Source organism: Paenibacillus aceti (assembly GCF_003614185.1).
GTDB classification, from domain to species: domain Bacteria; phylum Bacillota; class Bacilli; order Paenibacillales; family Paenibacillaceae; genus Fontibacillus; species Fontibacillus aceti.
This window is the reverse complement of the sequence record NZ_KZ987724.1, coordinates 4937556-4943555: the sequence shown is the minus strand read 5'-3', so window position 1 is coordinate 4943555 and position 6000 is coordinate 4937556. Positions and strand designations below refer to the sequence as shown.

Genomic DNA, 6000 nt, shown 5'->3' with positions numbered 1-6000 from the left:
TCTTTGTTACAGGGAGGAGGAATCGTTATCGTGATCCAGACATGAGGCAATCGTGGGGCAAGAGCAAGATCTAGCTTACTGTGCATTAATATTGAATGTTTTCTTATAATGCTAAATGCGGTTGATTCTGTCGTTTTATGTCCATTATCTGTGCTAAATCGAGGAAAATTTATGCAGTTTTTTCGTATATTTTGCGGATTCATCCTAGAATTTTTCAATTCTGTTGCAAAGTCTAGTCCAAATCCGATGAATTGAAACTTTTTTCCTACTAATGTGACTTTATGGCCGTGCAAACGTTGTTCTTTTGTCCTATAATGTTAAATAGTTACAGTAACAAACCTTACCAATATTCATCCTTTTTGCCTACTTCATGTCGCATAATTAATATTGTACGACATATCCGCCATATTTCTCGAGGTGATAGCAATTGCCCTGTCATATAGGTATAGTAGAGATGATAGATGAACGTTTGAGAAAGGAAGGATTACAGCGATGAGTTCAGATCATTCATCCTTATCAGTGCAGGGGCGGCTGCCTTTGATTGATGCGCATATTCATCTTGATATGTATGAGACAGACGAGAGGAAATGGATTATGCAGGAGCTGACGGAGCATAGAATCGAAGCCATGATTGCAGTTTCGAAAGACTTGCCCTCATGCCAAGAGAGCCTGAATCTGGCGGCTCAGTATCCTGGCATCGTCCATCCTGCCTTCGGCTATCATCCGGAGCAGAGCGTACCTTCCGAGACTGAACTAGAGCGCCTGCTGCAGTGGATGGACGAGCATGCGGCTGATATGATCGCTGTCGGGGAGATCGGTCTTCCTTACTATTCCCGTCAGGAAGCGCTAGAACAAGGGCGCGACTTTGACTTGAAGCCATATGTCCAGCTGCTGGAGAGGATGCTGCAGTTCGCGAGCAAGCATAATAAGCCGGTTGTACTGCATGCCGTCTATGACGATGCCGTTCTCGTATGCGACCTTCTGGAGCAATATGCAATTACGAAGGCACATTTCCACTGGTTCAAGGGAGCGCCGGACACCATAGCGAGAATGGCCAAAGCTGGTTACTATATATCGTTCACTCCCGATATTCTGTATGAAGAAGAGATCATTGAGCTGGCCCGTATCTATCCTGCCGAACAGGTTATGGTTGAGACGGATGGCCCTTGGCCTTTTGAAGGCCCCTTCCGCGGTCAAACCACGCATTCCAAGATGGTTAATGATGCAGCCGCAGCCTGGGCTAATATCCAAGGCCTCCCGCAGGAGGAAGCTAGATCGATTTTATATAATAATACCCGCTGCTTTTACGGCCTTGCCTGAATATTACCTTGACCTTACCTTATCTAGACAAGCCCCCCCTACATCACATTCTATAATACTTAAAAAGCCATCCCAAGGGATGGCTTCAGCATTCTTCATCATCGTTATCACATCTATCGCAACTATCTATTGCAACTATAGCGACTATTCCATCTATACGAACTCACCAGTACGGATCAGGCCGAGCCGCCTCGCTTCGACAATCGCTTCGGATCTTGAACGCACATTCAACTTCTCGAAGATTCGCGTCAGATTGTATTCAACCGTCCTCTGGCTCATTAACATCTTGGAGGCAATATCCTTGTTGCTGCTTCCGCTGGACACTTCCTGAAGGATCTCCTGCTCGCGCTCATTGATGGATACCTCCTCCATCGACTTCTCTTCCCGCCCCTGACTCAGACGAATCTCCCTGCGCCGCAACTGACGAAGCAATGATACCGGGATGACGGCTTCATCGCGCAGAACACAGCGGATTGAATTCAGCAGCTGATCCCGGGTCGCGGTCTTGCTAACTACGCCGCTGACTCCAGATTCCACGAGAATATTGAAGTTAGGGCTGATCTCATAGCCCGTGTATATTAGAATGCGACTCTCCGGCTTGATCTTCATAATTCGCTTCGTCAACTCAATCCCGCTAATGACGGGCATATTCAAATCGAACAGCATGACATCGAAGCGCTCATCCTCAACCAAGTCCAGCGCCTCCATCGCGGACATGAGCACAGTCACCTCCATATCCGGGTCCTGCTCAATCATATTCTTCGTCCCTTCCCCTACCGAAGGATGGTCATCAACCAGCAAGATGCGAACCATCTGAATCCCCCTCACTTTCTCTATCCCAGCTCACCGACTCCAGCGGCAATGAAATTTCCACCTCGAGCCCATTTCCTGGCTCTGATTTGAAATCTATGACACCCTCCATACTGTGCACCCGTTCCTTGATTCCCGACAGACCCATATGCTGATAAGAATCCTTGAGATCCTCCAGCTTGAGCCCGATACCGTCATCCATATAGGTAAGCCGGATATCATTCCTCTGCTGCTCCAGCGTGATCCTGATATGAGAAGCCTTGGCATGCTTGCTGGCATTACGCAGCAGTTCCTGTACGATCCGGAAGATCGTGAGTAACTGTTCATCATTAATGTCGGCTGTAACAACCCCGTAACGGAAGTCGATTATATAATTGGAACGAATCTGCGCTTGCTCAAATAACCCCTCCAGCGCCTCTATAATACCCATTTCCTGTAGCAAAGGCGGCCGCAATTCATTGCAGGTCTCCCGAATCTGGTGAATGACATCCAGCAGCCCCTCCCTCACATTGACCAGCTTCTCATAAAGCTCCGGGGACATATCATGATCCAGCATCGCCGACTCCAGATTCCGATACCAGATCAATTGATCCTGGAGCGCTGAGTCATGAAGATCGGAGGCTAGCTTGCGCCGTTCCTTCTCAGACAGCTTGAAGATTAACCTGAGCAGCCACGGCGAAGTATCCGCGCCCTTCTGCTTCTGGAACTCAAGCTCCAGCTCTTCCACCAAGCTCTCAATTAAATATAAATTCTCATAGACAATCGCGCTGTAATTCGCCAATGTCCGCAGCCAAGCCAGTTCATCCAGATTATATTTGGTCCGGTTCCCCTTCACATCCAGCCATAGCACATGCAGAATGTTCAGCTTCTTGCCGGCGATTACGCAGATTCCTCGTTCCACATTCAGAACTGTTCCAATTACCAATTGATTCGCAGAGGCCTGCACCGCACTGATTACGGACTCCCGAATGTCAGCCAGCGACGGATCGAGCTTAAGCTCCGAAAGGCGATCTGTATCCACTTCGAGAAAAGCAACCTTCTTAACTGGCAGAACATGGTAAATTTCCTGCTCCAATACCCGTTCCAGATCAGAGCGCTTCATGACACGTGATATTCGAGCAGAAAACCGATTGAGGCTGCCTTGGAAATTATGTAGATCCTTATTCAGTCTGGGCCGCAGCTTAAGATCCGCGTATTCCTTCAGGAACAGCATCAACGTAACCAATAGATAGCACACGAGGAATAACTGGCAGGTAAAATGGGTCCTTACTAATAGGACTGAGTTGTCGTCCCGTCGTTCGCGTGATTAGTGATTACACCCGTTCTTTCTGTCTGATCGTATTATTTCTTGCGCTAATTATAGAAAATCAATATCGAACAGCTGATTCGTGGTGAACATATACAGATAGACGATTGGAATGGTCAAAAGAAAGACGGCGGCGATTTCCGGTGACAAGAAGGAGATTCCGAACAATTGAGGTACGGCGAACAAGAAGACGAATGGAAAAAAGCCTGTCACATGTCCAATCAGAATTAACTTAAACAAGGATTTCAATGGCCCTCCGTGACGATGAGCCAGGAACTTCTGAACAAGCCTGAAGATGATATATATGTTAATGCCTATGAAATAAATCAATATTAATGTTGAGATGACCATGGGCGAGCCAAAATTAAACAGGATTTTGCTTAAATTCAGCCCCATAATGATACAGATCACCGCATATAAGACCCCGAGACAACGCCGATTGACTATCGTCTCCTGATAGCGTCTAAGATAATAAGACATGAATTGCAAGAAAAAGATCGGCACCAGTAAAATAGTGAAGGTCATCGTCAATCTGCCAATAGGATCGGCTCTTCCTGAAGAGAGCGAGCTTAAATAAGCGATGCCTATCGATAGAAAAAACAGGATAAGCTGAACTGCAGCGGGATCACCCTTTTTCCTCCGATATACGAAGAAGGATAGTCCGGAGAATATCAGTACCGCGGTCAGAGGGGAGAAGAGCTGGATCATCAATTCATTAAGCGATAGCTGATTGTCGACATGAAGCTGAATATGATGCAGCGAGCCATCTTCTCCTATTCTGCTCAAATGGATGGTCGAAGCCCTTTCCAGCAAACCGTAGGTCTTGATCGAGAAGAAATCCTTAGCTGGCTGACCGTCCACCTCAGTAATCACATCACCGACGAATATTCTCCCGAATCCCCAGTGTGTCTTGGATGAGTGATCCGTCACTACATACTGCCCTTCACTATTTTGAGAAATCAACACCCCGATGAAAGCATTCTTATATATCGAGAATGATAGATACCCTACAAGAATGCTGATCAGAAATATAAATGTTAACATCTTTGATTTATATGCCAATGTGGTTCCCTCACAATTTAGTATAGTCCATAATATCTGCGTCACCCGCTATTGGCGTTCTTATCTCGTATTGAAGCAGTCGGTTATGTCTAGCACCATGGGATGAAGCGCATCGGTTCATTCTTTTCGTCTGAAGCTTTAAGCACATCCATCAACGCTCTTTGTTCAACAGCATCCATGCCAGCCAATTGAAGCTGCCCTACCCGAATATTCATCATTGCACCGGAATCCTTCACCAAAGCTTGAATCAGTTCTTTCAACATATTAAATCCCTCCAATTGGTTTTTTGGTTAAGAGGTTTTCCTCTTAAGCCCAATATACAGGGGATTCTCCATATTGGAAACGACAACCGTGCCCGTATTTACCGCAAACATTTTTGCGGGCTTTTGCGGGATGTTGCGGTCGTCAATCGCGGTGTCTCGGTGAGAGCTGCAGAACCCTTACTCGGCAAAAGAAAGCATCCGTTCCTTCCAATGCGGCTCCAGTTGAAGGCGCTCAATATGCTCCAGATAGCGGTAATAATGCGTCCTCATTCTGACCGAGGTATAGATCAGCGTTCCCGTCGATTCGATGATCTGCTCGACCTCCTGCCTGCGCCCTACGACGTCAGCGAAATCCAGGCGCCCCTCGAAATAGTCGATAATCCAGCTCTCCTCGTCTGATACCGATTGCAGCAGGTACAATGTCGGCAGCGTCTTCTTGCGATTGAGGAAATCATTCTTATCGTCCCAATTGAGCAGATCACGGATGTCATTCTTGATTTGCGCGGCGATGCCCAGTTCCTCCGCATATTGCTGGACCTCCTCGATCCATTCCCCCGTCGCCAGCACCGTGCCGATCATGGCTGCTGCGACGAGCAGTCTTGCCGATTTCTGCGATACCATCTGGATATAATCCTCTTCCGTATCGACATCATTGAACAGATCTGTCATTTGCCCATTCACGGCCGTCAGCACGCCCTTATGAAGAAGCTCAGCCGCCTGCAATCTCCGTTCATCCGGGAAACCGGTCGACAGAATCAGCTGCCCGGACAGCGTGAGCATGCCGATACCAATGTTCAGAGCGATCTCAGACGGAAGCAGGTTCCAGGCCATCTTGCCATTGTCCTTATCCTGAATATCATCGATAATATCCAGGCTCAGCATCATCAACTCAATAGCTGCAGCCACTCTATAGATATCCTTGGTATCCGTGCCGCCAAACATCCGGTAATGAAGCACCGCCATTTTGCCTAATAGCATGGAAGATTCCTCTATTTTGTCCTCCAGGCATGCCAGCGAATGTTCATAAAGCTGCGGGACACTAAAATAGGCTCTCAGGCTCTCTCGCAGCTCGACTTCCAGCATTTCCGTAAATTGCTCCACTCTATTACCTCCCTACAAAATGTGATATAAAATTACCCAATTCTTTATATGTATTCCATATATATTAATTAACCCCTGCTCCTCGTCAAAATAAACTACAAAAAACGGTAAGAAAAAAGCTTATCCCATGAAATGTTC

Annotated in this window: 6 protein-coding genes; 1 reads left to right on the top strand and 5 read right to left on the bottom strand. The window is 47.0% G+C overall.

Going from position 1 to position 6000, the window contains the following annotated elements; genetic code table 11:
* Positions 1-492: 492 nt before the first annotated feature.
* The gene (locus BFJ94_RS22095; protein ID WP_120464574.1) at positions 493-1320 is read left to right on the top strand and encodes a TatD family hydrolase; all 828 of its coding nucleotides are present in this window, start codon (positions 493-495) and stop codon (positions 1318-1320) included.
* Between the two features lie 153 nt (positions 1321-1473).
* Here BFJ94_RS22095 and BFJ94_RS22090 read toward each other — a convergent pair whose 3' ends face one another.
* The 5 genes from BFJ94_RS22090 to BFJ94_RS22075 form a co-directional block, all read right to left on the bottom strand.
* Positions 1474-2133 carry a response regulator transcription factor gene (locus BFJ94_RS22090; protein WP_120464573.1) on the bottom strand — a complete coding sequence of 220 codons (660 nt, stop codon included), beginning with the start codon at positions 2131-2133 and terminating at the stop codon, positions 1474-1476.
* Positions 2111-3355, bottom strand: coding sequence for a sensor histidine kinase (locus BFJ94_RS22085; protein WP_162944375.1), 1245 nt, complete (start codon positions 3353-3355; stop codon positions 2111-2113). Before BFJ94_RS22085 ends, BFJ94_RS22090 begins: the two co-directional genes overlap by 23 nt.
* Positions 3356-3487: 132 nt before the next feature.
* Positions 3488-4498: a hypothetical protein gene (locus BFJ94_RS22080; protein ID WP_120464571.1), complete on the bottom strand. Its 1011-nt coding sequence runs from the start codon at positions 4496-4498 to the stop codon at positions 3488-3490.
* A gap of 89 nt (positions 4499-4587) precedes the next feature.
* Positions 4588-4761, bottom strand: coding sequence for a competence pheromone ComX (gene comX / locus BFJ94_RS25490; RefSeq protein ID WP_162944374.1), 174 nt, complete (start codon positions 4759-4761; stop codon positions 4588-4590).
* A gap of 177 nt (positions 4762-4938) precedes the next feature.
* On the bottom strand, positions 4939-5862 hold the full coding sequence (locus tag BFJ94_RS22075; protein ID WP_120464570.1) for a polyprenyl synthetase family protein: 924 nt from the start codon (positions 5860-5862) through the stop codon (positions 4939-4941).
* Between the last annotated feature and the right edge of the window lie 138 nt (positions 5863-6000).

Excerpts from the sequence above, each read along its gene's own strand:
- comX (WP_162944374.1), bottom strand. The coding sequence starts at position 4,761 with ATGTTGAAAGAACTGATTCAAGCTTTGGTGAAGGATTCCGGTGCAATG.
- BFJ94_RS22095 (WP_120464574.1), top strand. The coding sequence starts at position 493 with ATGAGTTCAGATCATTCATCCTTATCAGTGCAGGGGCGGCTGCCTTTG.
- BFJ94_RS22090 (WP_120464573.1), bottom strand. The coding sequence starts at position 2,133 with ATGGTTCGCATCTTGCTGGTTGATGACCATCCTTCGGTAGGGGAAGGG.